Below are 25,672 nucleotides of genomic sequence, written 5' to 3'. Positions count from 1 at the left end.
TCAATTTAAGGAGTTTAAAAAATTCAGATAAACTTCGTGATTTTTCAACGGGTCAAAGTCGGTTTCGGCGGCGATTTTCGCTTTGTTGTAATGGCTCGGTTCCAAGCGCACCGCGTCTTTAAGATGAAGAACGCTTTGTTCGGCATCTTCGAGTTTGGAATACAAACACGCCGCGTTGAACTTTGCAAGCGCGTAGTATTTTTTGAAAATCGACGCATACTGTTCGTCCAAGGAGCCTCCTAAAATCTTATCCGCAAAATCGTCGGAGTGGTCTCTTTGATAATCGAAACGACTCCAATCCATCGAAAATAATTTTTCGAAGAGTTCTTTCCCACGATTCAGATTTCCGTTTTGAATGTGGACGACGCCGAGATTCGTCGCGATCAAAACGTATTCCGGTTTTCGAGCGTCCGCTTTTTTGAGAATTCCTTCAAGGATCGTTTCGAATTCGGGAAGACGATTCTCCTTTTGAAACGCCCAATGAATCGAGAAGAAACAATGAAAAATCGTTTCGTGTTCGAGTTCCTTTATCGTTTTTAAAATCGTGGAAGAATTTTGAAGTTCCTTGAACTTTGTAAAGAGGGTTTTCGCCAAGTCTTTCGAGACGATGTCCCCGTAATTCTTGATGAAATAACCGAGATGATCCTGAAACGTCCGGTTGCCGAAAAGTTTTTCCTTGAGCACGGGGTCCTGAAAAAACAGTTTAGAAAAAGCGAATGCGTTTTCCTTTTCCGATTCCCAATCCAAGGCTTGGAGAAGTTCTCCCGCAAAATCCGCGGAATGTTTGAGTAACTTACTGGCGATTGAAAGATTGAGAGAAAAATTTCCCGGTTTTAAAAAAGAGGCGAGCTCTCGATCGGAAAGAGAATCCAATTTGGCGATCGCTTCGTATTCTTCAAGTTGGGAGCGGATCCAGGTTTTATGGGATTCTATTTCAATTTTTGAATATTCATCTTTTAATACGTTCGAGAACGGATCCGCGTCGAACGACCCAAGCCTGCCGTCGAACTTTCCGTCCGTGTAAAACTTATGTTCGAACCCTTTCTTCGCCTTTTTGTAAAAACCGTAGAATTTTCCGTTTTCGATCGTTTCCCAATTCGGAAATTCCGCAAATAAATATAGAAAGAACGCTTTTCTAAAAACGAAATCCTCTTTCCAAAGAATCAGAAGAATCGATTTTAATTCCTGAATCGCGGCTTGAATCCCTTTTGTCTTTTCGATCCAGGACACTTTCAAAAAGTATAATAAAGGATTGCCGGGAGTGGAGGCCAACGTCCGTTCCAGAAGTTCGAGAAAGTTCCGGTCCTCTTTTAGATACGCTTCCATCGCCTTTGCCGCGATCCCGCATTTCAGCGTGAATTTTTGCTCCCCGTTCAATTCTTCCGTTTCGCTTAACAAATTTAAGAGTTCGGTGATTTCGGAAACGGTTTGAAAGAACGTTCCCTTGTTTTTTCCGGCGCCGTTCTTTAGTTTTTCATAATAAAAGAATGCGAATTTTCTCAAGACCTCGCCGGGTTCGTTTTTGAGAGACTTGAGTAAAAGATAAAAGATCCGTTTTCGATCCGATTCTTTTTCGATGTTCTGGTAGTATAAAGAATAACCGGGTTCGCTCGGATAAAGAAGATTCTCCCATGTTTGAGCCGAACCCAGGGAGTCGATCGCGTTGTGGATCGTTTCTTCAAAACGTTTCCATCGATTGGCCGGGGCTTGTTTGGCCCATTTGTCATAAAAATCCTCCATGTAGAATTCGTTTCTTTTATGGAGTTGATGGATCAAAGGATGAATGTCTTCGCATCCGATTTCGTAAAAAACGGGAGCCATGTTTCGCGTAACGTCTTCGTTAAAATGATCCCGGTTGTATCGTTCCAAGACTTCGGTCAATACGGGTTCGACTCCGATCGCCCGATGTCCGAGCTGCATCAATCGATCTTCGAATATAAAATCCCAGGAATCGCCGAACCAAGGAAATTCCTGCGGAAGACAACGAACGAGTTCTATCATTTGTTCGATATATTCTTTCGTGGCGTTTTTTAAAATGGGATTGATTTTAGAATCCCAATCGTCTGATTCGAGACGGGCTCGAAGCTCCATGGCTCTCAACTTAAATCCGGGATGTGGAAGTTCCTGCAAACGGTTTAAGGCTTCTTCGAAGGAACTTCGTAGATCGTTTTTTTGATTTTCCGGAATTCCCAAATACGAATCGGAAAGGGTATATGAAAATTCTTGAATATAGGGAAGCGCTTCTTTATACGAATCTTCGAGAGGTTGGGGAGAATTGAGAAAGATCTCCTTTTGAAAATCGATCGCGGTTTGCAGATGCGAGTCAGGTTTCAATTCCGCGAGTTTCCAAAAAAACGCGGAAAAATACGAGGATGGAAAAAGTTGGATCTTTTTCCAAAACGCATCCAGATCCAAATCTCCGAGGGCCGGGTCCGAAACGTCCGTTGCGGCCACGTCGGATTCGGTAACTTCCTTTCTCGCGTATCCCCGTTTCCAATCCGCTTTGCCGATCACCGTATTCGTTCTTTGAAGAGAACGTCTTGCGCCTTGTAAAAGAAGGGCTTTCCATTCCGGATGCGCGTCCACAAGTTTTAAAAGAGATTCGTATTCTTTTTGATCGGGTTCCTCTAAAAAGGAAAGACTGAAAAGAAATTCTTCGCTTGCGGAAACGGCTCCGCTTGTTTGGGAAGAAGATTCAAAAAACGTAAAATACGGATTTTCTTTCAACGAGTCCAGTTCGACTTTGGGAAGAATCTCGAGTAAAAACGGTTTTCCCTTATAATCGTAACAATCGCTCGAGTCGATCAAAACGTAAAACGGAAAGGACTTCGGAATTTTAGCGAAGCGTTCGTTTGATAAAAGCGCCTCGAAGATCTTTCGAATGTTCTTTTCGAATAAAAGAAGTTTGATAAGAACGTGAAGATCCTTTCCTTTGAGTTTCTCTCCAAGGTAACTAACGTTGTATTTTCGATCTCCGAGATCGTATATAAAATCGTAGGATTCGGAACTTTCGCCTTTCGGATAAGAATCCGCGTCCCAGATGAGTTCGTGATTGAGTCCGAAAATTCTCGAGGTTTCCTGCGTCTGCGGATCGAAATGAATCGAATCCATAACCGCGGTGCAGAATTCGTAATCGCTCATCTTAAACAGAAATCCGTTGAACGGTCTGAACTTGTGAGAACGCAGACTTTCTTCGTGGATGCTTTCTTCTAAATTCTCGAGAATCCGAGCCACTCTGTTTTCCAAAGGCTCCGAGAAATGAAACGCGTTTATCATTTCTTGAAAGTGAGAATAGAGGGTTTGTTGTTTTTCCCCGTCCTCGTCATGGAGAAAATCCGTCGGAGTTCCTTTTTTATACTGATTGGGTTCGTTTTTAAAAATGGATTCGAGAAGCTCCATGGCTCCTTTGAAATCGAAGTTTTGCAGTTTTTCGAAATAATGTGCGTAGAATTTCGGAGTCGATTCGTGATTGAAGTCCGTCGGTTTAAAGATCATAATGCACCGTCTTTGTCGGAAGTGTTCGGTAGGATAACAAAGAACGATTCAAAAGTCTTTTCACTTTTTGGTTTTTATTCTTATTGAATTTGAATTCAATTCAGGATTACCGCTGCGCTATAAATGATTGGTAATCGTTTTACAATTCGATAATTTACTTGGAAATGATTTCGGCGGAGTTGTCGGCTCTTGTTCCGTGTTGGGCTTTGTCCAACTTCAAAAGTGTGGGAACTCCCACATTCTCCGGAAATCTTTTTCGTGGAACCGGCTTTCCCGCTTCAAAAAAGAGAGGAATTTTCTAACAGACCGGAAAATAAGAGTATTCTGACGCAAATTCGGCAGTTGGAAAAAAAACTTTCTTCATGAAAATAGAAGCCATCTACAGATACTTTCTCATCACACCCGCCACACATTTACCGGTCGTGAACGAGTCGGGAGATCTCGTAGGCTTATTATCCCGTAAGCTGATTCAGATGGAAATGGCCGATTTGAGTTCTTCGGAACGAGAATATTCCGAACTTCCCGAATCCTTTTTAGAAACGGAAATCCCCGAATCCTTTTTCCAATACTTTCAACGACAAAAGTCGATCCCCGTTCTTTCTAAAACCGGCGAAAAAAAAGAAGAATGGGACAAGGTCCAAGTTATGGCCGGGCTCGGCAAACTCGTCGCCGCAAATCGCCCGAGTCCGACACCCGTCACCGAAGAAAAAAAACAAGAACAGGAGCAGAGTTCCCGCTTTTGGTTTATGGAACTCATCCTACAAAACTTTCCCGACGGACTTCTCGCGACCGACTTGGAAGGAAGTTCGATCTTTTACAACGAAACCTTCGAGCAGAACATTCTCCCCAAAAAGTATTTTCGGGATTCGATCCTACAAGCGGAACGATTGCTCAAGGAGATGAGTAAGAATCTTCTGGCCGATTATCTAAAATCCAACGAACTTCGGTTGGACGGAAATTCTCCCTTTTCCCTGCAGACATACGTAACCGATCTCGAATGCAACGTAAGAATCATCGTTCTCAAACAAGGTCCGAAGATCGTCGGTTATCTTTATCATTTTGTTTCTCCTCGTTCCGTTTTGGGACGTCAGGATGAAAGCGGTTTGGAATTCCCGTCCGTGAGCGACGCGTTTACTCAAAAGCTTCCTTTGGAAACCATGCTCAAAGAAGTGGAAAGTTCGTTTATCTTTCATTCGTTAAAACGAAATCAGGACAATATTTCCCATACCGCGCTCGAGTTAGGCGTTCCTCGAACGACTCTTCAAAATAGAATCAAGTTCTTGGAACTGCAAAGCCGTTATTCGCTTTCCAGGGAGAATCCGATTCCCCGTAAAAAAGCGGGTTCTTCCGTTTCTTCCGACGAGAAGATAGAACCTCCGACAAAGTCTTCGGAAATCTCCAAGACCTCTAACGTTTCGAAATCTTCTTCTTCCAAAAAACAAGGGAAGAATGCGGTGAAATCCCATTCTTCATCCAAGAAGAATGTTCCCTCGAAATCGAACGTTTCCAAGGCTTCCGCAAAAAAAAGAAAACCTCGTTGAATAATTTCGTTGACAGCCTTCCTTTAAATCCGTTATCTCATGAGTAGAGCCGATCTTTAGCAAGATCTCTTCTCCAACCTGTATTCTCTAAAATAAAATCTCAAAAAGGCGAATCCTTCCCTTTTTTAAAACTCAAGTAGCTCCTAATATGGCAACAGCAAGACGAGACAATAAGAACAGACACCACCACCAAAATAATAACCACAACCAAAACGATTCCGAAACGACCGATTCTTCCATCGAAGAAGAAGGTTCCGGTCAAGAATCCCAGGACTTTGATTCCTCCGAAGGTGCGGATCAAAGAGCCCGCAAACGCAAAAGGGGAGGTTACGAAGGTCCCACTCCGGCTCCCATCGATCTCGTCGAACTTAAGAAAAAGGCAATCGCGGATTTAATCGAAGTCGCAAAAGGTCTCGGTGTTGAAAACACCGGCGGCTTAAAAAAGCAGAATTTAATTTTCGCAATTCTTCAAGCGCAAGCTGAAAGAGACGGCCAGGTTCATGCCGCGGGCGTTATGGAAAAACTTCCGGACGGTTACGGCTTTTTAAGATCACCCGACTACAACTACGTTCCGGGGCCGGACGATATTTACGTTTCTCCTTCTCAGATCAAACTCTTCGGTTTAAGAACCGGGGATACGGTGGAAGGTCAAATCCGTCCTCCGAAAGAATCCGAAAGATTCTTCGCGATGCTTCGTGTGGAAACCGTAAACGGTTATACTCCCGATGTTGCGGGCAAACGCGCTCTTTTCGACAACTTAACTCCTCTTTATCCGAACGAAAGACTTAAGATGGAATACGATCCTTCCATGCTCGACACGAGAATTTTGGATCTTATGTGTCCGATCGGAAAGGGTCAAAGAGCTTTGATCGTTGCTCCTCCGAGAACCGGTAAAACGATTCTCATGCAGAATATTGCAAACGCGATCACTTCCAATCATCCGGAATGTACTTTGATCGTTCTTCTGATCGACGAACGTCCGGAAGAAGTTACCGATATGGCGCGTCACGTTCGTGGAGAAGTCGTTTCTTCCACATTCGACGAACCGGCTCAAAGACACGTTCAAGTCGCCGAGATGGTCATCGAAAAGGCGAAACGTCTCGTAGAACACGGAAAAGACGTCGTTATTCTTTTGGATTCGATCACTCGTTTGGCGCGCGCGTATAACCAGGTGATTCCTACTTCCGGTAAAATTCTTTCCGGCGGGGTGGATTCCAACGCGCTTCACAAACCGAAACGTTTCTTCGGAGCGGCGAGAAATATCGAAGAAGGCGGTTCCTTGACCATCATCGCGACCGCTTTGATCGACACCGGTTCCAAAATGGACGAGGTGATTTTCGAGGAATTCAAAGGAACCGGTAACATGGAAATCCATCTCGATCGGAAACTTTCCGACAAGCGGATTTTCCCGGCCATCGACATCAATAAGTCCGGAACTCGTAAGGAAGAACTTTTGATCACCAAGGACGTCCTTCAGAAAGTGTTTGTCCTTCGAAAAGTACTTTCTCCTATGAGCATCACGGAAAGCATGGAATTATTGCTGGAAAAAATGCGTCTTTCCAAGACAAACGACGCCTTTTTGGCCAGCATGAATACCCAATAAGCGCTTACAAAGGGAATTTATGAAAACCGGAATTCATCCAAACTATAGAGTAGCAAAAATCAGCTGTGCATCCTGTGGAACCGTATACGATACGAGAACTTCCATCGGCGATATCAACATCGAAATTTGCGCGGCTTGCCACCCATTCTTTACCGGAAAATCCAAACTCGTGGATACGACCGGTCGGGTTGACAAGTTCAAGAAAAAATACAAGATGCAGTGAGAGTTTTCTCTCACTCATTCTTCTTTATGCCGTCTAAAAACCGGGCAGGTGAAATTTCATGAGCGTAATGGACTTCGCGCGGTATAAACAAATCAACGACGATCGGGTCAACTATCGAGAGATGGAGGATGCGACCGTCGTTTCCAATTATAGAAACATAGGTTGCGGAGACGGCTACCGCATTTATCTCAAAATCGATTCTACCGATCACGTCACGGACGCGAGTTATACCACAACCGGTTGCGGTTTCGGAATCGTCGCACTCGCGATGGCCACCGAATTCGCAAAAGGCAAATCTGTCGACGAACTGAAAGTCGTAACCCCCGCCGATATCGAAAAGATGTTCGAGTTTCCCGAAAGACGTAAGAATTATCCCGAGTCCGCGGTCGCGGCTCTTTTACAAGCGGTGAAAGACTATGAAAGTGGGGAAGGGGTTCCTAAAGAAAAAAGAATCACCGCGGGTAAGGCCCTGGAGATTCTCAAAGAAAAAGGTTCCCTCAAAGGCGAAGACCTTTCCAGCATTATATTAGAAAAACAGAATTTTGACGGAGTCGATTTCAGCGGAGCCAATCTGGGCCACGCATTCCTTCAGAATTCTTCCTTTGTGGGCGCGAACTTTTCGGGCGCGAAACTCAGAGGTTCCTTCTTGAACAACGCGGATCTGAGAAATTCCAACTTCCGCGGAGCCGATCTGCGTTGGGCGAAACTCGCGGGCGCAAACGTGGAAGGCGCGGACTTTACGGACGCGATCTACGATATCGGAACGAGATTGGATCAAAAGCAAATCCATTTGTTCGGCGTGATGAAAAAAGAAGGAAAAGATCTTTATCTAAACAAAGAGGCCGAATGAAACCGGGCGACAAACTGAAGATTACCAAACGTACGTTTCTTCACAATGGAATTTTCGTTCATACCAATACGATCGTTGAGGTGATTTCTTTCGAGAACGATAAGTTAGTCGTTCTGTTTCACGACAAAGAAGGTTTCACGCATAACATCGAATCTCTCACTCCTGCCGACGTAGTTCCTGCATAGAACATAGAACGCGCTTCAGAGGAAGTGTTCCGCCGGGTTTGTTTTGCAAAACTGTTTTAGGATTGGATCTCTCTATTTTTTAAGCTTCGCTCGAGAGCTGCTCACAACTCAATCTCGCTCTATGGATGGCTCGATAATGCTTTGCCGTTGTTCGCCGGCTCATTCGCCTCTCTATGGTTCGCGAATTACATTCTTAAGAAGTCTCTTTGTTCCTTGTCTTCCCGTTCCCTTCTGCGTTTTTCCTTTTCTTGTCTGAGTAATTCTTCAGGAGTCCAAGATCGGGCGGGTTTGTCTTTCTTTAAGTCGGGAGATGAGGAATGGTTGCCCGTTTTACTTTCGGTTTTTTCGGATTCAGTCGGTTTAAAATCCGTTCTTTTTTGATTGGAAGCGGAATCGGATTTCTCCTGAATTTTACCCTGTTCGTATTTCTGTTTTTTCAGATAATCGCCGGGATCGTAGCCGGGTTTGGACGGATCGTTTTGTTTCGAATCCTTTCCGGATTGAGAATTGTCGGACGTACGTTCCAGTTTTAAACCGGATTTCGTATTGAGTCCAGTGTTTCCGTTTTTTTCGTTCGGAGTAACGCCCGAGTTTGAAGAACTCGTAGTATTGCTCGTATTGGAACCTGTCGTAGATCTGTAATTCGGATTTCCGTTATCATACTTTCCGTAATTCGGATCGTTTGAGGAAGAATTCGATTCGGAACCCGCAGTTGTGGAAGCGTTGGAAGAATTTGCATCGGTAGAATTTCCACCCGAGACGGAAGAGCCGTTCGTGGAACCGCTGTTCGTCGATGCAGCCGAATTGGCCGCCGCCTGAAGCGACTCCGTTGTTTGAATGCTCGCGGCTACGGGGAATAATTTTTCAAAGCCGTCCAAAGATTTGCGAGGCAACATAGGAAACGGATTGGTCGGATCGGCCTTAACCTTTCCGGAAAGAACCGCGTATTCCAAGGTTTTTTGATTCTTCTTTTTTTCTACGTTTACGATTCCTTCCACAAGTTTGAGAACCCCGTCGCCGGAACGGATTCCGAGCGAGGACGGATTCTCCTTATTGTCCGGTCTTCTGGTTACTTGCAAACCTCCGACCGAAATTTCAAGATTGGCGCGGTTGTCCAAGTAATCGATAAAAACCATGGAATTCTCGGCGATCATAATCTCGGTTCCGTCCAAAAGCCGGAGTTTTGCCTGAGAACCTTCCGCCGTTAAAATCGTATCTCGGTTTTGAACCGAGTTCCCGACTTCGATTTCCTTCCATACGACTTCGGAATCGTATTTTCTTTGGATCGTGTTGGATTTAAAAAGAATGGTTCCGATTACTTTTTGCGAACCTTGATAGCCGTACTGAGTATAATCGTATAGGAATACGGCCGTAAACAACAAGACGTTGAATACGAGTATAAACAGAATCGGTCTATCGCCTGAAAGAAATCGATCCTTCATATCTTTATTTAGACCCGCCCGATTTGAATTCCATACCGATTTGTTTACGAAGTTCCTTCAAATTCTTGGGACAATTCTTATCCTTTGTATGACCTAAAACCGCATAGATGGTTTGCAGGGATTGTTTTCCCTTAACCTTGATGGGTTTTAGTTTTTCCAAGTTGAAGATTCCTTTTACTTTTTCGTAAGAGTTTCCGGTGATCAGAATATCCGCTCCGAAAACCTTTGTCAAAGATTCCACTCGGGAAGCGAGGTTTACCGTATCGCCGATGACCGTATATTCCAATCGATCTTCGGAACCGATTTGTCCGGCGATGACTTCTCCGGTGTTGATCCCGATTCCGATAAAGATCTTCGGTTTTTTATCCGTTCCTCTTCCTTTGTTGAATTGAATCAGACTCTTACGCATATCGAGCGCGGCGTTGATCGCTTTTTCCGTGTCGGAATCGGTGTGTCCCAATTCTCCCCAGACCGCCATGATCGCGTCCCCGATGTATTTGTTGACGCTCCCGCCGTTTGCGTTGATGCACTTTACCATCGCGGTAAAGTATTGATTTAAGAATTCTACCACGAGTTCCGGTTCGATTTTTTCGGAGATGGACGTAAAACTACGGATGTCCGAAAAGAGAATCACACATTCTCTCTTGTCTCCACCGAGTTTTACTTCTCCCTTGAGAACCATTTCGGCGATGTCCTTGTTTACGAACTTTCCGAACGCGTCCTTCATCTTGTCCCGATCCGAAAGCCCCTTTCCCATTTCCACAAAGGAAGCCGTGAGTTTTCCGATTTCGTCGCCGGACTCGGGTTCGAGCGTGAGTTGAAAATTTCCCTGTTCGATTTCTTTCGATGCGTCCACGAGTTTGAGAATCGGTCTGGTCAATCTTCTCGAATAAAAGAACACGAATAGAATGGAAACGTTCACCACGACGAACATCAGATAGATGTTTCTTTTTTGAATGTTATAAACTTCTTCGAAGGCTTTCTTTTCGGACGTGCTCGAAATCACTCCGAGTCCCGCGTAACCGATTCTTCGGAAGGACCCGAGATAGAATTGATTGTCCTTTCCTTTATAACGGGTTTGTCCGTTGCTGATGGAACTTTCCAATAAATTCTTAACGATCGGATCGTCCGAAAGGTTTGTCGGCTGGAGAATCAATTTCGGATCCGAATGTGCGATCAGTTTTCCGTCCTGACCCACGAGAAAAAATTGAGTGATTCCGGACGTTTTAAAAGAATCTAATATAGAATCCATTCTCACGAGAGAAACGACGACCGCGGAATTCACTCCGTCTCCGATCACGACCGAAAGATAAAGAACCGGTCTTTGAAAATCGGGAGATACGTTGAAGACCAAAGGCTTTCCGATCTGCGCCTTCTTTTGTCCGTTTAAATATTTACGAACGATCTTATCCGCGTCCTCCGGGTTGGTTTTGAATTCTTTGAGCGTGGAATCGCTGATTACCCGTTTCACACCGACATAGTCGGGGCCTTCTTTTCTGAAGATCTTCAGATAGAAGATGTCCTCGTCGTTTTGGAGGATATCGTTCGATTCTTCCGTGCTCGCGACCGATCTTGCGAGTAACAAAGAACGTTTTGTCAAGGAGGCGATATCGGAACGCACTTTCTGACTGATCACGTCGGTCAGTTTCAGGTTGTTTTCCTTGATCCGTACCTCGTTGTCCGATTTGAAAAAATACGTCGCGAGAGCGATGATCACTCCCAAAGAAACGAGAATGATGAAAGAAATAATCACCATCAGTTTTTGGCGGATATTCCAGTTATACAAATTGAGAAATGAATTCATAACGTTTCCGTCCGGTCTTGCATCCGATAAAAGAGTCTATGTCATTCGGAATAATCTATAAAACAACACTATTTTACGGATTCTCTTAAAATGATCGGATTCCGGGTTTGCAGAATCCAGTAAATAACTATTTATACTTAGATCTCCACTCTATAAAAATGCGGGAAGTTGGATTCAAAACGGGATCAGGCCTCGGCGGTTCGAAATGTTGTACTATACGACGGGAGAAAAGCGAAATTTATTCCCGAGAATGAAATGCCATTCTTCGGGAACGTCATTTGTCTTCGATGGGAACTAAATGAGAATTGCGGAACACTTCCTAGGGGGCGTGTTCCGGGGCGCTCAATTTCTTTGCTTCGTTGGGAATTTCTGAGCGTTCTCGCGTGTCGCAACTGCGTTGCGAGCCTACGATTTTACGCTCCGCTATCTCCGGCAATTTCGCTTCCTGAATTGCGATCCTTAGAGAGCAATTCACCGTCTTCGATGGGGAGCTAAATGAGAATTGCGGAACACTTTCTATGGGGCGTGTTCCGGGGCGCTCAATTCCTGCCAGAGTCCGTTGGCTTTGATGAGTTCCACGAGTTTTTCGTCCGCGATTTCGCTCGGGACGTTTTTCATCACGATTTCTTTTCCCCGATAGAGATGCACCTTTCCCGGACCCGCGCCGACGTAACCGAAATCCGCGTCCGCCATTTCCCCCGGCCCGTTTACGATACAACCCATCACGGCGATCTTAACCCCTTTGAGGTGTCCCGTTCTGGATTTGATTCTCGCGGTGGTTTCCTGAAGATCGAAAAGGGTTCGTCCGCAGGAAGGACAGGAAATATATTCCGTTTTTGTTAAACGAAGTCTTGTGCCCTGCAAAAGATCGTAGGAAAGTTGAAACGTTTCCTCGATATCTTCGAGAGACGGAGTTTGAATTCGGATCAAGTCCCCGATTCCGTCGATGAGAAGTCCGCCGATTCCGATCGCGGAATCATACAAGGCCTCTTCCTGATTTTGAAAAGATCCGTGAAGAAGGATCGGGAATTCGTAACGGCTCAGAATGTTTCCGAGCTTTCTATAATCGTAAAGAATTTCCTTCGTATCGAGGGAGAATAGAACGTTTTTGATTCCGCTTTCGGCTAACGTTTCCGGCAGGCCTTTAAGAGATTCTATCTTGTCTCCGCTCGTATGAATTTCGCTGTACAACCCCGCGTTTTGTCTTTCCTTCAGATAAGCCAACATCTTTTCGCCGTCTTGGAATTGTAAAAACGGATCGAATACAACTTTCGGAAATCGTTTCAATTCTTTCTGAAGTTTTTCGTTGAGAGAAACGTTCTTCGCGAGAAAAAGTCCGACCGGAATCGACAACGCGTTCGCGGCTTCGGAAATTTCCTCGAGTTGATCGGGTTGGGGAGAATCGACCAGAATACTTTCCGGTTCGATCGACAAGGTTTTTCCGTATTGATAGAGTCTTGCTACGTTTGCAAGAAACGAGTTCGTGTTTTCAAACGGAAGAATCGTTTCGACTCGAACTGGATGACTGTCTCCCGCTTCGAAGTTTCCAATTTTGATTTCGCTACTGTAAAATCTTTCGTATGAAAACGGATTTCTAAATTCGGAATATCCTTTCGCTTTCTCCGTGTCCGTTCTTCTCGAGTTGAACTTATCCGCGAGAAGTTTCGCAACGGGAACTTCCAATACCGGATCTTCCGTGAGAGAAACTCGGATCGTATCGCCGAGTCCGTCTTCCAACAAGGAACCGATTCCGATCGCGGATTTGATTCTTCCGTCCTTTCCGTCTCCGGCCTCGGTCACTCCCAAATGAAGCGGATAATTCATCTTGAGTTCTCCGAATCTCGCCGCGAGCATCCGATACGCCTGAACCATAACCTGAGGGTTCGAGGCTTTCATGCTTACAATAATATCATAATATCCTAAACTTTCCGCGATGGCGATGAACTCGAGAGCGGATTCCACCATTCCCTGCGGAGTGTCGCCGTAACGATTCATGATTCGATCGGAAAGGGAACCGTGGTTGGTTCCGATTCTCATCGCGACCCCGAGTTCTTTGCAACGCAGAACGAGAGGGGAGAATACTTCCGAAATTCTTCCCAGTTCGTCGTCGTATTCCGAGTCCGTGTAATCGCGTACCGCGAATTTTTTCTTATCCGCAAAGTTGCCCGGATTGATTCTCACCTTTTCCACATACTCGACCGCTTTCATCGCGACGCTCGGCGTGAAGTGAATGTCCGCAACGAGAGGAACCTTACTTCCCGCTTTTTTGAGTTCTTGTCGAATCGCGGGTAAATTGTCCGCGTCGGCTTGAGAAGGTACGGTGAGTCTTACGATTTCACAACCCGCGCGTTCCAGTTCGAGAATTTGTTTCACCGATCCTTGCGTGTCGGTCGTATCGCTGTTGATCATGGACTGGATGACGATCGGATTGTCGCCTCCGACCTTAACGTCTCCGACTTTGACTTCTCTTGTTTTTCTTCTCTGATAACCGAAAGGCGTGTGATTGTATCTAAAATTCATTTCGTTCTATAATTCCGGTCTTAAAGCCGGGTTCCCTCATTTCTTAAGACAGTTTTGCGGGGATTTATCGCCCCGTCATTCTCGTTTTTCCCGCAATTCCGCGCGTATTTTTCGTCTCGGAGGATTTGATTCCGGGTCCTCCGGCTCCGATAGTACAAACACATCTTTGGAAATAAATTGATTATGGATTTTCCTTCTTTAAAACCCGCCGAGACCTATAGGATTCGGGTTACGGTCGCCATTTACAGGGGCAATATTCTGTCTTATAAGAACGACGTCATCATTCCTTCCGAATACTTTCGTAGGACCGAGGCGAGAGCGCATATTCAGAAAGAAGTTTCGGAACGGCTTTTGCATTCCAATTTTTTCCGTTCTCCAAGGCCCGACTACGATCTGGTTCGTTATACGGAAGAGGCGACCTGCAATACCTTTTTGCGTTATCGGATTCTTTCTTTAAAATCGGGGGAGAGTTTGATTAAGGAAAGAATCTGATTCCTTTCTACAGGACTGGATCGTTCGAAAATTCTTGAATTCCTGAAAACGAGGCGAAAACTGACCAATCAAACGAATCGGATCGCAAAATTCGTGTTCGTTTCCGCGGAAAGAAGCCGCGATCGATCGTATGTCCGGAAACGATAAGAAAATCATAGAACAGAATGCCCACGGCGAGTTCGAGCTCACCGCTTACGGAGAATTCTTAAGTTACTTCCATACCCATATTCAATTGTTTAACGGGCTGATCTCCGGCAGAAAAATTTCTCCCACCGAACAGGAAACTCTCAAACAAAAAGTACGTTCTTATATCGTAAACAATATCCAGAAGACGGAACAGTTCTTCGATCATCTTCCCAAGTTTGCAGAGTATCTAGGAATGTCCCAAACGGATCTTTCCGCGTTCATGACGAAGAACTTCATGAACACACACGCAGGGATCAAAAACAAACTCATCGAACAGGAAAAAACGAACGCGGGAAAACCGAGAAAGAAAAAGTATTCCCGCATCTCCGAAGAAATCGTAGATACAATCGGAACCTTGGTACCTCCGGGAAAACGATTCATCGGTATGGAAGGTTACGTCGTTCTCAGAGACGACGCGACCGGAAAGGATTTGGAACCTTCCATCTCTTCTTTCGGCGAACCTCCGAAACCCGGAGAAGAAGGTGCGGTTCGTAAACCCGCTCCTCCTCCGGTTCCATTGAAGAAAGCTCCCGAAAAATTGATTCTCACCGAGCTCGTGGAAAAATTCGGTTCCGAGTTTTCGGGTGCGGCCCTCGTTCTTCAAAAAGAGGAACTCGAAGACGACGATGTGGCGACCAACGTTGCAGTCGGCGGCAACGAAGAATTGTTAACCGAAGTGGAAGATCTACAGTTCGGAGGATTCGAGGAACCTTCCTTCTCCGAAGAAGAAAATCCGATCGTTCCTTCCGAACCTCCCGTGATCATTCCGTTTTCCAAATATATGGAAAGTATAAACCGTGTACGACAGTTTCAAAAAGACGGACAACCGGACGCGTATAAAAAATGGGTGATGACTCTTCCGCCGGAACTCAGCGCGCTCGTACAACTTCATTCTTACGTGTTGAAGGAAATGAAAAACGAACCCGTGGATTGGAACGCGATCGTGACTTCGATTTCTTCGAGAATCGGTTTAAAGGATACGAGACTCTGGAAGGTTTTGGATCTGACTCGAACGTTCGCGGAACTCAGGTCCGGTTTGGAAAGAGCCTTCGTAGCATCCAAGACGGCGGGTCCCGGAATGGAAGAGCTCGTAAAAAAAGCGTGGCCTCATATCCTGAAAATTTTCGAAGAGTATCCGGACACTTCTTCGTTGCGTCAAAAATTGGATCAGCTTTTCACTCGCATTCCCGATGCGACTCAGAGAAAAAAACTTTCCGATCTTTTTCTTCCCGTTCTTCAGAAGTTATAAATCAAGTTAGAATTGCTTAAAGATAAGGCAGTTTGTACTCATCTTCGGGAAACTCTCGCTTCTTTCGAAATCATTTCAGTCTAAGGAATGCGATCTAAAAAATTTAGGTCTGGAGGCGGATTTGAAACTGTGTTATATTCGGAAACAAGAGGGAAGAATGGTCTGAAATTTTTATCATCGCTTCACATCGTGGAACGATTCTTATTTCAATCCTATCTTTTAAAAGAATGTTTTCAATTTACGCAACTGTCAATTTACTGGCCGTAGCTGGGGAATTTTGCTGAAATTTCAGCCATAGGCGCGCCCGACGCTCGTTGTTAACCAGGGAATTTGTATCATGAGGGATCTCGGCAAATGAATGATGTAAAAGAACAATTGCGACTTCAAAATTATCTAGAGGAAAACGGTCTTTATGAAAAGTCGTTTGAACATGATAACTGCGGAGTAGGATTTGTTGCTTCCTTTCAGGGAGAGAACAGTCACAGAATCGTATCTATGGGACTCAAGGCGGTTGCTTGTCTGACGCATAGAGGAGCCGTTGACGCAGATATGGTGACCGGAGACGGCGCCGGTATCATGATTCAGATTCCTAAGAAGTTGTTCGCAACATACATCGAAGACATGGGTCATCGAAGACCGAACGAAGATTCCATCGGCGTCGGAATGATTTTTCTTCCAAGAGAAGACATCGATAAACAGGACATGTGCCGCAGTCTCGTAGAGTCCGCGCTCATGGAATTCAACTTTAAACTTTATGCATGGAGATACGTTCCCGTAAATCCGGAAGTTCTCGGACCGAAGGCGAATCAATCCAGACCTCAGATCGAACAGGTTCTCATCGGCAAACCGGAAGGAATGTCCAACGAGGACTTCGAAACGAAGTTATTCTTAATTCAGAAAAAATTGATGAGAGACGCGGACCGTCTTTCTTTAGCGGGAGATCTTTACATCTGTTCTCTTTCTTCCGAAAGAATCGTGTTCAAAGGTCTCTTCAACGGAAACCAGGTTTCCCAGTTCTACGAAGATTTGAACTCGGAAGATATGGTTTCCCCGTATTGTATCTTTCACCAAAGATATTCCACGAACACTTTCCCATCTTGGGCTTTGGCGCAACCGTTTAGAATTCTCGCGCACAACGGAGAGATCAACACGATCGCCGGAAACAGAATCTGGATGCTCGCGCGCGAGGAAGAACTCGAGTGCAAAAAATGGGGAGAATATCAAAAAGAAATTCATCCGATCATCCGTCCTCACATGAGCGACTCCGCGAGTTTGGACAACGCGATGGAAGCCATCGTTCGTTCCGGAAAGGACGTTCTTCAGGCGAAGGCGATGCTCGTTCCGAACGCATGGTCCAAAAACCTGACGATGTCGGAAGAGTTGAAAAGCTTTTACGAATATAATAATACTCTTATAGAACCTTGGGACGGTCCTGCGGCGCTCGCGTTTGCGGAAGGCGACTGGATCGGCGGAGCTCTCGATCGAAACGGACTTCGTCCCGCACGTTATGCGGTCACCGAAGACGGTCTTTTGATCATGGGTTCCGAAGCGGGACTCGTTCAGGTCGACGAGGAGATCGTAACCAAAAAGGGACGTCTCGGACCCGGCGAAATGATCGGGATCAACTTAAAAGAGAAAAAACTCTACTACAACGAGGACATCAATTCTCTTTTCGAAAAGAGATACGATTACAGAGAATGGTCCAAAGAGAACGTTTCGTATCTCAATCAGGATCTGGATTCCTCCATGAAGGATACGATCACCTACAAAGGCGACGATCTCAGAAGAAGACAGGTGTTGTTTGCGTATTCTCCGTTTAAACAAAAATCGGTGATCAAACCTCAAGCGGGTCAGGGCAAGGAAGCGATCAGCTCCATGGGAGACGATACTCCTCTGTCGATCCTGATGCTTTCTCGAATCGGTCTTTACACCTATTTCCGTCAGAGATTCGCGCAGGTAACCAATCCTCCGATCGACTACATCCGCGAAAAAGGTGTGACTTCTCTTTACACTCGTCTTGTCAAAAAGATGAACCTGTTCGGAGACGAAAAACCTCAGAACTGTCTCGTTCTTTCCCATCCGTATCTCACCAATCTGGATCTGAAAAGAATCCGCGAGATGGACGGGAAACCGTACAAAATTCTTACGTTAGACGCAACCTTCGAAGCGCATATCGAAGCGGAAGCGAATTCCAACCGCAACTATCTCGAAAAGGCGCTCGACGCTCTTCTCGAACAAGCTCTTCAGGCGGCGAAATCCGGAACGAACATTCTCGTTCTTTCCGATAAAAAACTCGCGAAAGAAAGAGCTCCGATTCCAATGGAACTCGCGGTCGCGGCGGTTCATAACCATTTGATCCGCAACAAAACCCGTTCCGCGGTTTCGATTCTCGTCGAAACCGGTTCCGCATTCGAAATTCATAATGTGGCCGTGTTGCTCGGTTACGGAGCGTCCGGGGTAAACAGTTATCTGATCTGGGACACGTTATTCGATCTTTGGGAAAAGGGAGAATTCGATTCCGAAGAAGGCGCGGCTCGTCCGGAATTCCATAAGATTTGTGAGAACTACCGTTACGGCGTAGACGACGGACTTCTCAAGATCATGTCCAAGATGGGAATCTCCATTCTTTCCTCGTATGTGGGCGGTCAGGTGTTCGAAGCGATCGGTCTTTCGAGAACTCTCGTTTCCAAATATTTCCCGGGAACGTATTCACGGATTTCCGGAATCGGAATCGGCGGGATCGAACAGAACATTCTTAGAAACCACGAACAGGCATTTTACAAAGAACTCAATCCGGAAGACTTCGTTTCCGAGAAGGACGATCAACCGCACCGTTGGTCTCCGAGAGTCGTTAAATTCTTAAGAAAGGCCGCGGTCGACAACGACTACGAAGCGTTCAAAGAAGCGACAAAAATTCTCAAGGAAAGCGATCCGATCAACATCCGCGACTTATTCGACTTCGTCGCGAGAAAACCGATCCCGATCGAAGAAGTGGAAACCGTTACCGAAATTCAAAAACGTTTTCTCACTCCGGGAATGTCGCACGGTGCGTTGTCGATCGAAGCGCATACGGATCTTGCCATCGCCATGAACCGGTTAGGCGCTAAGTCTTCTTCCGGGGAAGGTGGGGAGAATCCGTCCCGTTACGTCGTGAACGAAAAAGGGGATCTCGCAAATTCTTCCATCAAGCAGATCGCTTCCGGAAGATTCGGTGTGACCTCCGAGTATCTGAATTCCGCGACAGAAATCGAAATCAAAATCGCACAAGGCGCAAAACCTGGAGAAGGCGGTCAGCTTCCGGGTAAGAAGAACAACGAGGAGATCGCGACCAATCGTCACACTCCGATGGGAATCGATTTGATTTCTCCTCCGCCTCACCACGATATTTATTCGATCGAGGATTTATCACAGCTCATCTACGACTTGAAGATGGCGAACCACAAGGCGCAGGTTTCCGTGAAACTCGTGTCCGAAGCGGGTGTGGGAACGATCGCAGCCGGTGTCGCAAAGGCGAACGCGGACGTGATTCTCATTTCCGGTCACGTGGGTGGAACCGGAGCGGCTCCGATCACATCGATCAAGTATGCGGGTTCTCCTTGGGAACTCGGTCTTTCCGAAACACATCAAGTTTTAGTAATGAACGGACTGCGCGACCGCGTCGTTTTAAGAACAGACGGCGGTATCGTATCCGGAAGAGACGTGATCATCGCGGCTTGTCTCGGCGCCGAAGAATACGGTGTGGGAACTGCATCGCTCGTCGCGCTCGGTTGTATCATGGCGAGAAAATGCCACTTGAACAACTGTCCGACCGGAATTGCGACTCAGGACATCAAGTTCCGCGCGAAATACAAAGGATCTCCGGATCAACTTGTGAATCTTTTCACCTGTCTCGCACTCGAAGTGAGAGAATATCTCGCGGAGCTCGGATTCCGTTCCATCGACGAGATCATCGGAAGAACCGATCTATTGAAGCAGATCACTCGTTACGAAAGAGATCGTTTGGATTCTTTGGATCTCAATCCGATTCTGGTTCGTTTGCCTCTGTTCTACGATCCTACGAAACAGAAAAAAGACAGATCGATCCGCAAGGAACCGATCGGAGAAGTATTGGACGACCGTATCATCAAGGACGCGGAAAAGGCTCTCGAAGGAAAATCTTCTATGGCTCTTTCTTATCTTGTCCGCAACACGAACCGGACCGTGGGAGCGAAGATCTCCGGTCTGATCGCGAGAAAATACGGATCGAAAGGTCTCCCCGGAAAACTCGAAATCATTCTGGAAGGAACCGCAGGACAATCCTTGGGAGCTTGGCTCGTCAAGGGAGTTCAAGTCACATTACACGGGGACGCGAACGACTACGTAGGAAAGGGTCTTTGCGGCGGAGTGATCGTGATCAAAAAACATCGTAAGTCCAAACTTAAGGCTTATGAAAACACGATTATCGGAAACACCTGTCTCTACGGCGCGACTTCGGGAAAACTTTTCTGCTCTGGAAGAGCAGGAGAACGATTCGGAGTTCGTAACTCGGGAGCGGAAGCCGTTGTGGGCGGAGCCGGAGATCACTTCTTGGAATATATGACCAGCGGAACCATCGTCTGCCTCGGAAGCGTAGGTAAGAATATGGGCGCGGGTATGACCGGCGGTAGCGCGTATTTCTTCCAAAAGGGATGGGACATTCAACCTCTTCTCAACAAAGAATACGTGAAAACCGTGGATTTGGAAAACGGAGACTACGAGATCATCAAAAATCTGATCTCCGAACATTCCAAGTTGACCGGATCCGATTTATCGGAAGGAATCTTAAAGGATTTCGACGGAAATAAGAATTATTTCGTGAAGGTCGTTCCGAAATAATCTCTTCGGAGAAACGAACGAATTCTTTCCTTGGATGGTCCTAACGAGAGTTAGGCGATCCAGGGAAGAATTTAGTCCTTTGATTTTTGAGAAAGAATCTTCTCATTGAAGAATTTTCTAAGAGACGTCCGGCGCCGCGCGTTTAACGTTCGATGTCGGCTAACGTAGGGATTGGGGTCGGGTTGCGATACGCGGCGCCGGCTTTCGATCCGGGAAAAGACAATGTTAAGAATACACATAGCCCTCGCTTTTTTTGCCACGATCCTTCTCTTTGCGGTCGCAAACCGACAACAGAAAAAAGAAACGCAGATAGACTTTAAATTTCCCGATACGGAAGAATCCGTGGTTCTCGATCCGGTTTCCGGAATTCAGGTTCCTGTCACAAGATTCTCCTTTGACGATCTGAAAAAAAGGGCGCGCAGTATGGCCCACGGACGTTATGTGAAACCGCAATTCGTATCCACTCGTTTTTTGCAGGGTTTGAGTTGGGATCAATATAAGAACATCCGCTTTCGACCCGAATCCTCTCTTTGGAAAAAGGAAGGAAATCCGTTTCAAATCCAATTCTTTCATCCCGGACATCTTTACAACACGAACGTAACCTTAAACGAGGTTCGGTCCGATTACTCGAGAACGATCCCTTACGACGAATCCTATTTCGATTTAACGAACTTAAAAGTGCAGGGAGAAATCCCGGAGAATCTCGGTTATTCCGGATTTAAGATTCATTATCCGTTGAATACTCCGGAACATACGGACGAGTTCACCGTGTTCCAAGGCGCGAGTTATTATAGAATGGTTTCCAAAAAACAAGTCTACGGTTTGTCGGCGCGAGGAATAGCGATCAATACAGGAATGCCTTATCCGGAGGATTTTCCGGGGTTCACGCATTTTTGGATCGTTCATCCTGATAAAACGGATTCTACGATTTTCGTTTACGCGTTGTTAGACGGTAAGACCGCGACCGGAGCGTATGAATTTCAAATCTCGCCCGGAAAGGTTTCTTCGGTTCACGTAAACGCGGAAGTGACTCTGAGGACCAAGGTGGATCGATTCGGAATCGCGCCCTTGACATCGATGTATTGGTATTCCGAAACGAGAGGAATTCCGGAAGGACAGATTTATCCGGAATCGCACGATTCGGACGGATTGATGTTGGAAACCGGAAAAGGGGATTGGGTTTGGAGACCTCTTGATAATCCGAAACGAGTGACGATCCATTCTTTCCAAGACGAAAATCCGAAAGCGTTCGGTCTTATACAAAGAGATCGAAACTTTGCGAGTTATCAGGACAACTCGATGAAGTATCATCTTCGTCCTTCCGCTTGGGTGGAACCCGAAGGAGATTGGGGAAAGGGAAGCGTTCAGCTTTTACAGATTCCCACGGTGCGAGATTCGGACGATAACATAGGCGCGTTTTGGGTTCCCGCTTCGTTTCCGGCTCCGCTTCAACCTTATGAATTCAGTTACACCATACGCTGGTTAAACGAAGATCCGTTGCCGGATGAACTCGCAAAAACAGTCTCCACGAGAATCGCACCCGTACCGGGAGAATCCGATATGCGCGTTTTCTATGTTGACTTTGCCGGAGAGAAGCTGAAGGCGCTCGACGCGTTCACGTATCTTCAAGCGTCGATCGATACCGGAGACAATGCGGAATTAACGGATTATAATATTCAAAAAATTGAAGAGACCGGAGTTTGGAGACTCACCTTTCGAGTCGTTCAAAAAAATAAGAATAAACCCGCCGAACTCAAAGCGATTTTGAAAAAAAATCAGGAAGACCTGAGCGAGATCTGGACGTTCACTCTTGAATCCACGATCTGAACCGAATCCCCGCTTTGGGGAACATAAAGAAGAACTTTCCAGAGTTTATACGAAGATCAAGTTGTATTGTATCGCCTCGGGAATCGCCGATCCGATCGAATTGCATTCGAGGCTCGACGAATTTTTAAACTCCGTCGAAAAGGAAATTCTTCCCCTCGTAAAAAAAGAAAAACTGGATTTCGAAACCGAAGCGATGCGTTTGTTTTTGAGTTCGGGAATTTTGAAATCCGCTCAAAATGATTCTGCGATTACGATGCTTCCCGCGATCGAACCTTCGAGTATGGTTCCGAATCCGGTCGACTTCGGACCGCTCGGCGAATTGGCGGAACCCAAGGAAAAACTCGAACCCGTAGCGGTCGTGTTGTCCGTTCTTTTTTGGGGAAGCATCTATTCATTTTTGTTATACGGACTTCTGCGTTGAACGTTTTTGAAAAAGAAGCGGGTCATTGGATCGATTCGAAAACCTTGAGTTATCGAAGACTGACCTTCGGAGGATTGGTTTTCTTTTTCGTAATCATCGGAGTTTTTTTAGAAGTTCAATTCTTATCCTTTCAATCGATCAGCCCGTTCGAATGGGCCACTTTGATTTTATTCTGCGTTTTGTTTCCGATTATTTGTTTCGGCGCGGCCACGGCGCTCATAGGTTTTTTCCAGAAGCTCAGGGGAGGAGATCCCCTGAGTATTTCTAGAATATTAGAAAAACAGGATATGATCGGGAAAGAATTCCCGCCCGTGGCCGTGGTCATGCCGATTCATTGCGAGGACGTTTCGCGGATCTTCGCCGGCGTCGAGTTGATGATGGATCAGATCGCCCAAAGCGGTCTCGCACAAAACACAGATTTTTTTATACTATCCGATACATCCGATCCCAATCTTTGGGCCTTGGAAGAAAAGGCGTTTTCGATTCTTAGCGGAAAACCTTCGAACCAGGGAAGAATCTATTACCGCAAAAGAAGAGTAAATCTGAACAGGAAGTCCGGTAACATCGCCGACTTCTGCAGAAGATGGGGTAAACGATACAAATACATGATCATCCTGGACGCGGACAGCATCGTCACGGGAGAATGTATGAAAAATTTAATATTGTTGATGGAGAAAACCCCGAACGCGGGGATCATTCAAACTGTTCCCGAGGTGATCGAAGCCAAGTCCGTCTTTCAAAAGCTTTCCGCGTTCGGGGCCTGGGTCGGAAATTCGGTTTTCGGAGCCGGTTCTTATTTTTGGCAATTACGTTCGGGACCGTTTTGGGGACACAATGCGATCATTCGACTCCAGCCGTTTATGAAATACTGCGGGCTTCCCGGTTTACCCGGCGAAAGCGCCATCGGCGGAAAGATATTGAGTCATGATACGATCGAAGCCGCGTTGTTCAGAAAGGCGGGATACGGGGTTTGGTTCGCGACGGATCTAAAAGGTTCTTATGAAGAGGCTCCGCCTAACATATTAGAGGCGTTAAAAAGAGACAATCGTTGGTGTCAGGGAAATCTTCAGCACTTTTGGTTTTTGTTCGGGGGCAAGTTGAGATTTTCGAGCAGGCTTCAGATTCTTCTCGGAATTTTTTCGTATTTCAGTTCTCCGCTTTGGGCCTTGTTATTGATTTCCTCCTCGTTGACCACTATCGAGGACGTGGACTTTTTCAGGTTGGCGCTTTTACCCGAGGACTGGATCGCCTTCCGGGACGATCTGTATCTTCCGGTCGCATATACATTACAAGGTTATACTTTACTCATATTGTTTTTGCCGAGAATCGTTTCCTTTTTGGAGGTTTCACTTTTTCGTAGGAAAGAATGGGGATTCTCCTTTATTTCCTGGATCGTTTCGTTCTTTTTGGAATTTCTGCATTCCGTTTTGACCGCGCCGGTATATATGGTTCAATATACGAGATTCATTCTTCTTACGTTCTTCAATCGTAAAATAGAATGGGGTCCTCAGAACAGAGACGCCTCCTTGGGACCGGACTTGAGATCTTTGGCGATCGCGATTTTGCCCGCTTCGTTCTACGGTTTGGGAATCGGGATTTGGATGTTTGCGACGTATCCGATTTTATTCTTTTGGTTTTTGCCTTTGTTGCTCGGTTGGATTTTCGCTTACCCGATCGCATTATTTACTTCTTATATTCCAAAAAGTAAAAGTGATTCGTTCGGTATTCTTTCCAATCCTCCGGAGTTACGGGAGAATCGTCTTTTACAAACGTTGCGTTCTTTCGAGGCCGAATATTCTCGACGGATCGGGAACTCCGATAATCGTAAGGGGATTTTTCTTTGTATCGTGGATCCTTCTTTGAACGAATTTCATCTTTCCAGGCTACGAAAGCGTAGTTCGGATTCTCCCGTTCGAAAAAATTATCTGAAGAATCTTACCGCTAAACTGAAAACGGAAGGGCCTTCTTCGTTTAAGAATCAGGAATTGCTCCGAATTCTATGGGATCATGATAGTATGGCTGATTTGCATTTTTGGTTATGGACGGCGGACGTGCGGAGGCTTCCTTCCTGGTGGAAAAATTCTTTCGCGGAGTATAAGCGCAAGGTTTTGTTAAGCGAAGTTGATTCGGGGGTCGTCGGCGTCGGTCCAGGTTCCGTCGTCGATCGCGGAATTTAGAAATCGTACCAATCTCTGTAGTCCAACACGTAGAATGTGTCGTGCGGGTCGCATCGTAAGCTCCTTGTGATGCTGTTGTTTAAAAGATCGAGGTCCAGGATGTATTTGTAGTTCTTGTGAAAGGTAGGACCTCCTTCATTCATAACACTCACGATAGAATCTCCGACTCCCGAATCCTCCAACGACAACAGATAATTAAAAAGAAAACAACGAGAAACCCCGTGCACCTGAGCCAGAGCGCCGAACAAAGCCCAACTTCCCGTGCTCAACCGAACGTTGATCTTCTTCATTTTTAGTTTTCCGGGACTCGGTTGATACAAGGTCTTACCGGCTTTATTCCCCAATCGCTTCGTCGCAGAAAGAAATTTAGAATATCTCCGTAACAAAGCCGGAATTTTTTTCGGGAGATTTCGCCGCTCCCGAACGGAATAACGGAGCAACGTAGATTCGGGAACGAGAAGCGTGACGACGTTGCTTTTTCTTTCCTGAAGAGTGGATCGAATTTCGTAATTCGAATTTAACAATAAAACGCCCATACTCGAAACGGTTTTGCCGGGCGTTGCGGCAGAGCTCCCACCGAGCGCAGTTTTCAAAAATTTTTCAAAAAAGAATCGTTACAAAAGATTTCAATACAACGAAAACAGCCGACGGACAGATCCGCAAGTAAACCGACAAAAATATAGGCGCAAGAATCTGCACTACCACAATGTATCAGCAAACGAAAGAAGCGGCTTTAAAAATGAACCGACAAAAAAATCAGAAACCTAACTGAACCGACAAGACAACGCTTTACAATCAATCGA

The 25,672-nt window shown here is 45.8% G+C and carries 16 protein-coding genes; 11 read left to right on the top strand and 5 right to left on the bottom strand.

What is annotated here, in order from left to right:
* The gene (locus tag LEP1GSC052_RS08780; protein ID WP_020986534.1) at nucleotides 1–3,495 is read right to left on the bottom strand and encodes a TPR end-of-group domain-containing protein; all 3,495 of its coding nucleotides are present in this window, start codon (nucleotides 3,493–3,495) and stop codon (nucleotides 1–3) included.
* A gap of 362 nt (nucleotides 3,496–3,857) precedes the next feature.
* Between LEP1GSC052_RS08780 and LEP1GSC052_RS08775 the strand changes: the two genes are divergently transcribed.
* The 5 genes from LEP1GSC052_RS08775 (at nucleotide 3,858) to LEP1GSC052_RS08755 (ending at nucleotide 7,897) form a co-directional block, all read left to right on the top strand.
* Nucleotides 3,858–5,036 (top strand): CBS domain-containing protein, encoded by a 1,179-nt coding sequence (locus tag LEP1GSC052_RS08775; protein ID WP_020985953.1) that lies wholly within the window; start codon nucleotides 3,858–3,860, stop codon nucleotides 5,034–5,036.
* A 148-nt stretch (nucleotides 5,037–5,184) separates the two neighbouring features.
* Nucleotides 5,185–6,639, top strand: coding sequence for a transcription termination factor Rho (gene rho, locus LEP1GSC052_RS08770; protein ID WP_010575427.1), 1,455 nt, complete (start codon nucleotides 5,185–5,187; stop codon nucleotides 6,637–6,639).
* A 19-nt stretch (nucleotides 6,640–6,658) separates the two neighbouring features.
* Nucleotides 6,659–6,862, top strand: a complete 204-nt coding sequence (gene rpmE, locus LEP1GSC052_RS08765; RefSeq protein WP_010575426.1) for a 50S ribosomal protein L31 — start codon at nucleotides 6,659–6,661, stop codon at nucleotides 6,860–6,862.
* A 58-nt stretch (nucleotides 6,863–6,920) separates the two neighbouring features.
* On the top strand, nucleotides 6,921–7,712 hold the full coding sequence (locus tag LEP1GSC052_RS08760) for a pentapeptide repeat-containing protein (protein ID WP_010575425.1): 792 nt from the start codon (nucleotides 6,921–6,923) through the stop codon (nucleotides 7,710–7,712).
* Nucleotides 7,709–7,897, top strand: coding sequence for a hypothetical protein (locus LEP1GSC052_RS08755; RefSeq protein WP_010575424.1), 189 nt, complete (start codon nucleotides 7,709–7,711; stop codon nucleotides 7,895–7,897). Before LEP1GSC052_RS08760 ends, LEP1GSC052_RS08755 begins: the two co-directional genes overlap by 4 nt.
* 185 nt (nucleotides 7,898–8,082) lie before the next feature.
* Here LEP1GSC052_RS08755 and LEP1GSC052_RS08750 read toward each other — a convergent pair whose 3' ends face one another.
* The 3 genes from LEP1GSC052_RS08750 to ispG all read right to left on the bottom strand — a co-directional run bounded on the left by LEP1GSC052_RS08750 (nucleotide 8,083) and on the right by ispG (nucleotide 13,663).
* Nucleotides 8,083–9,339 carry a FecR family protein gene (locus LEP1GSC052_RS08750; protein ID WP_010575423.1) on the bottom strand — a complete coding sequence of 419 codons (1,257 nt, stop codon included), beginning with the start codon at nucleotides 9,337–9,339 and terminating at the stop codon, nucleotides 8,083–8,085.
* A gap of 4 nt (nucleotides 9,340–9,343) precedes the next feature.
* Nucleotides 9,344–11,143 carry an adenylate/guanylate cyclase domain-containing protein gene (locus LEP1GSC052_RS08745; RefSeq protein WP_010575422.1) on the bottom strand — a complete coding sequence of 600 codons (1,800 nt, stop codon included), beginning with the start codon at nucleotides 11,141–11,143 and terminating at the stop codon, nucleotides 9,344–9,346.
* 516 nt (nucleotides 11,144–11,659) lie between these two features.
* Complete coding sequence (gene ispG, locus LEP1GSC052_RS08740) at nucleotides 11,660–13,663, bottom strand: (E)-4-hydroxy-3-methylbut-2-enyl-diphosphate synthase (protein ID WP_010575421.1); 2,004 nt, start codon at nucleotides 13,661–13,663, stop codon at nucleotides 11,660–11,662.
* A gap of 258 nt (nucleotides 13,664–13,921) precedes the next feature.
* Here ispG and LEP1GSC052_RS08730 point away from each other — a divergent pair, with 258 nt between their 5' ends.
* The 6 genes from LEP1GSC052_RS08730 (at nucleotide 13,922) to mdoH (ending at nucleotide 24,869) form a co-directional block, all read left to right on the top strand.
* Complete coding sequence (locus LEP1GSC052_RS08730; RefSeq protein ID WP_040913407.1) at nucleotides 13,922–14,155, top strand: hypothetical protein; 234 nt, start codon at nucleotides 13,922–13,924, stop codon at nucleotides 14,153–14,155.
* Nucleotides 14,156–14,285: 130 nt separating this feature from the next.
* Entirely contained in the window at nucleotides 14,286–15,590 is a 1,305-nt protein-coding gene (locus tag LEP1GSC052_RS08720) for a hypothetical protein (protein ID WP_010575419.1), read from the top strand.
* 354 nt (nucleotides 15,591–15,944) lie between these two features.
* Nucleotides 15,945–20,444 (top strand): glutamate synthase large subunit, encoded by a 4,500-nt coding sequence (gltB, locus tag LEP1GSC052_RS08715; RefSeq protein ID WP_010575418.1) that lies wholly within the window; start codon nucleotides 15,945–15,947, stop codon nucleotides 20,442–20,444.
* Between the two features lie 222 nt (nucleotides 20,445–20,666).
* A complete protein-coding gene (locus LEP1GSC052_RS08710) occupies nucleotides 20,667–22,271 on the top strand; it encodes an OpgD/OpgG family glucan biosynthesis protein (RefSeq protein ID WP_020985634.1) in 1,605 nt (534 codons plus the stop codon).
* Nucleotides 22,255–22,692, top strand: a complete 438-nt coding sequence (locus LEP1GSC052_RS08705) for a hypothetical protein (protein WP_040912913.1) — start codon at nucleotides 22,255–22,257, stop codon at nucleotides 22,690–22,692. The genes LEP1GSC052_RS08710 and LEP1GSC052_RS08705 overlap by 17 nt, the downstream gene beginning before the upstream one ends.
* Nucleotides 22,689–24,869 carry a glucans biosynthesis glucosyltransferase MdoH gene (mdoH, locus tag LEP1GSC052_RS08700; RefSeq protein WP_010575413.1) on the top strand — a complete coding sequence of 727 codons (2,181 nt, stop codon included), beginning with the start codon at nucleotides 22,689–22,691 and terminating at the stop codon, nucleotides 24,867–24,869. The genes LEP1GSC052_RS08705 and mdoH overlap by 4 nt, the downstream gene beginning before the upstream one ends.
* Here the strand turns inward: mdoH and LEP1GSC052_RS08695 are convergent.
* On the bottom strand, nucleotides 24,866–25,405 hold the full coding sequence (locus tag LEP1GSC052_RS08695; RefSeq protein WP_010575412.1) for a DUF1564 domain-containing protein: 540 nt from the start codon (nucleotides 25,403–25,405) through the stop codon (nucleotides 24,866–24,868). The two genes, mdoH and LEP1GSC052_RS08695, sit on opposite strands and share 4 nt — an antisense overlap.
* Nucleotides 25,406–25,672: the final 267 nt, after the last annotated feature.

This window comes from Leptospira kmetyi serovar Malaysia str. Bejo-Iso9, assembly GCF_000243735.2.
In the GTDB taxonomy this organism is placed as follows: Bacteria; Spirochaetota; Leptospiria; order Leptospirales; family Leptospiraceae; genus Leptospira; species Leptospira kmetyi.
The sequence above is the reverse complement of the archived record's forward strand: the minus strand, read 5'-3'. Positions and strand labels throughout refer to the sequence as shown.

Coding starts and splice junctions, on each gene's coding strand:
- LEP1GSC052_RS08695 (WP_010575412.1), bottom strand. CDS start 25,405: ATGGGCGTTTTATTGTTAAATTCGAATTACGAAATTCGATCCACTCTT.
- LEP1GSC052_RS08775 (WP_020985953.1), top strand. CDS start 3,858: ATGAAAATAGAAGCCATCTACAGATACTTTCTCATCACACCCGCCACA.
- LEP1GSC052_RS08710 (WP_020985634.1), top strand. CDS start 20,667: ATGTTAAGAATACACATAGCCCTCGCTTTTTTTGCCACGATCCTTCTC.
- ispG (WP_010575421.1), bottom strand. CDS start 13,663: ATGAATTTTAGATACAATCACACGCCTTTCGGTTATCAGAGAAGAAAA.
- gltB (WP_010575418.1), top strand. CDS start 15,945: ATGAATGATGTAAAAGAACAATTGCGACTTCAAAATTATCTAGAGGAA.
- LEP1GSC052_RS08750 (WP_010575423.1), bottom strand. CDS start 9,339: ATGAAGGATCGATTTCTTTCAGGCGATAGACCGATTCTGTTTATACTC.
- LEP1GSC052_RS08745 (WP_010575422.1), bottom strand. CDS start 11,143: ATGAATTCATTTCTCAATTTGTATAACTGGAATATCCGCCAAAAACTG.
- rpmE (WP_010575426.1), top strand. CDS start 6,659: ATGAAAACCGGAATTCATCCAAACTATAGAGTAGCAAAAATCAGCTGT.
- LEP1GSC052_RS08760 (WP_010575425.1), top strand. CDS start 6,921: ATGAGCGTAATGGACTTCGCGCGGTATAAACAAATCAACGACGATCGG.
- LEP1GSC052_RS08720 (WP_010575419.1), top strand. CDS start 14,286: ATGTCCGGAAACGATAAGAAAATCATAGAACAGAATGCCCACGGCGAG.
- LEP1GSC052_RS08755 (WP_010575424.1), top strand. CDS start 7,709: ATGAAACCGGGCGACAAACTGAAGATTACCAAACGTACGTTTCTTCAC.
- rho (WP_010575427.1), top strand. CDS start 5,185: ATGGCAACAGCAAGACGAGACAATAAGAACAGACACCACCACCAAAAT.
- LEP1GSC052_RS08780 (WP_020986534.1), bottom strand. CDS start 3,495: ATGATCTTTAAACCGACGGACTTCAATCACGAATCGACTCCGAAATTC.